Source organism: Mesorhizobium sp. M7A.F.Ca.CA.001.10.2.1 (assembly GCF_003998575.1).
Taxonomy (GTDB): domain Bacteria; phylum Pseudomonadota; class Alphaproteobacteria; order Rhizobiales; family Rhizobiaceae; genus Mesorhizobium.
Window position 1 is genome coordinate 1 of record NZ_RZQY01000927.1, and the last position, 1,772, is coordinate 1,772.

Consider the following 1,772-nt stretch of genomic DNA (forward strand, 5'->3'; position numbering starts at 1 on the left):
GCGTGGCGTCGGCAAGGTTTTCTCCAACGGCGTGACGGCGCTCAACGATGTCGACCTGACCATCAGGGAAGGCGATTTCCTCAGCCTGCTCGGGCCGTCGGGTTGCGGCAAGTCGACGGCGCTGCGGCTGATCGCCGGCCTGTCGACGCCGACCTCCGGCGTGCTCGACTGGCGCGGCGGCGGCTCAGCTGACCGCTCGAACATCGGCTTCGTCTTTCAGGAGCCGACGCTGCTGCCCTGGGCCAACATCTTCGACAATGTCTGGCTGCCGCTGCGGCTGAAAGGTATTTCCCGTGCCAAGGCGGCACCTGCGGTGACGGAAATGCTGGCGCGGGTTCACCTGACCGGTTTCGAAGACGCGGTGCCGCGCGAACTGTCCGGCGGCATGAAGATGCGCGTCTCGATCGCACGCGCCATGGTGACCAAACCGCGCGTGCTGCTGATGGACGAACCGTTCGCGGCACTCGACGAGATCACCCGCTTCAAGCTCAACAATGATCTCCTGGAACTGTGGCAGGACGAACGCTTCACCGTCGTCTTCGTCACCCACAGCGTCTTTGAAAGCGTGTTCCTGTCCAACCGCGTCGTTGTCATGGCGGCGCGGCCGGGCCGGGTGTTCGACGAACTTGCCATCGAGGCCTCCTATCCGCGCGATGAGGCGTTTCGCACCTCGCCCGACTATGCGGCACTGTGCCGTCAGGCTTCCGATGTGCTGGTCAAGGCCATCAATTCAACAGCAGGCGCGCATCATGACGGCCATTGACGAGCGGGCGCTCGAACTCGACCCCGAGGAGGCGCGCCGCGTGCGCCAGGCGCGGTTCGAGCGGATCGGCCGATGGGTGCTGCCGCTGGCGATCATGATCCTGGCGATCTGGCTGTGGGATCGCATCTGCGTCTGGAATGAGATTCCGCAATACATCCTGCCACGCCCGGGCGTGGTTCTGTGGACACTCTACAACGATGCCGGCTTGCTGTTTTCCTCGCTGCTGGTGACCTTGCGCATCACCTTCCTCAGCCTGGCTCTGGCGGTCATCGGCGGGGTCGGGCTGGCGGTGCTGTTCGCACAATCGAAATGGGTGGAGATGTCGTTCTTCCCCTTCGCCATCGTGCTGCAGGTGACGCCGATCGTGGCGATCTTTCCGCTGATCAACATCTATGTGAACGACCAGACGACCAAGCTTCTGCTGTGCGCCTGGATCGTCGCCTTCTTTCCGATCCTGTCCAACACCACGCTTGGCCTCAACTCCGTCGACCGCAATCTGCGCGACATGTTCAAGCTCAACGGCGCGACGCGCTGGCAGCAACTGCGCTATCTCAGGCTGCCGGCCGCGATGCCCTATTTCCTCGGTGGGCTGAAGATCGCCGGAGGCCTGTCGCTGATCGGCGCGGTGGTGGCGGAGTTCGTCGCCGGCACCACCGGCCAGTCGTCCGGCCTTGCCTCGCGCATCATCGAGGCCGGCTACCGGCTCAACGCGCCGCGGCTGTTCGCGGCGCTGTTCCTGATCTCGCTGACCGGCATTTTGATCTTCCTCGTGCTGTCGCTGATTTCGCATCTCATTTTGCGGCGCTGGCACGAAAGCGCGCTGAAGCAGGAGCGCTAGGATGACTGAAAGGTTGGCGCGAAGCGCCCCCCTCTGTCCTGCCGGACATCTCCCCCTCAAGGGGGGAGATTGGCTGTTGTCACGACCTTCGCCAATCTCCAACGTTGAAAAAAAAGATCCGGCGCGGACGCTGCCAATCTCCCCCCTTGAGGGGGAGATGTCCGGCAGGAC

The 1,772-nt window shown here is 63.5% G+C and carries 2 protein-coding genes; both read left to right on the top strand.

Annotated elements, in window-relative coordinates; genetic code table 11:
• The coding region (locus tag EN964_RS33565; RefSeq protein ID WP_164776312.1) for an ABC transporter ATP-binding protein at positions 1-763 on the top strand (763 nt) is incomplete at its 5' end.
• Complete coding sequence (locus EN964_RS33570) at positions 750-1,601, top strand: ABC transporter permease (RefSeq protein WP_127268481.1); 852 nt, start codon at positions 750-752, stop codon at positions 1,599-1,601. The genes EN964_RS33565 and EN964_RS33570, both read left to right, overlap by 14 nt.
• Positions 1,602-1,772 lie beyond the last annotated feature (171 nt).

Excerpts from the sequence above, each read along its gene's own strand:
- EN964_RS33570 (WP_127268481.1), top strand. The coding sequence starts at position 750 with ATGACGGCCATTGACGAGCGGGCGCTCGAACTCGACCCCGAGGAGGCG.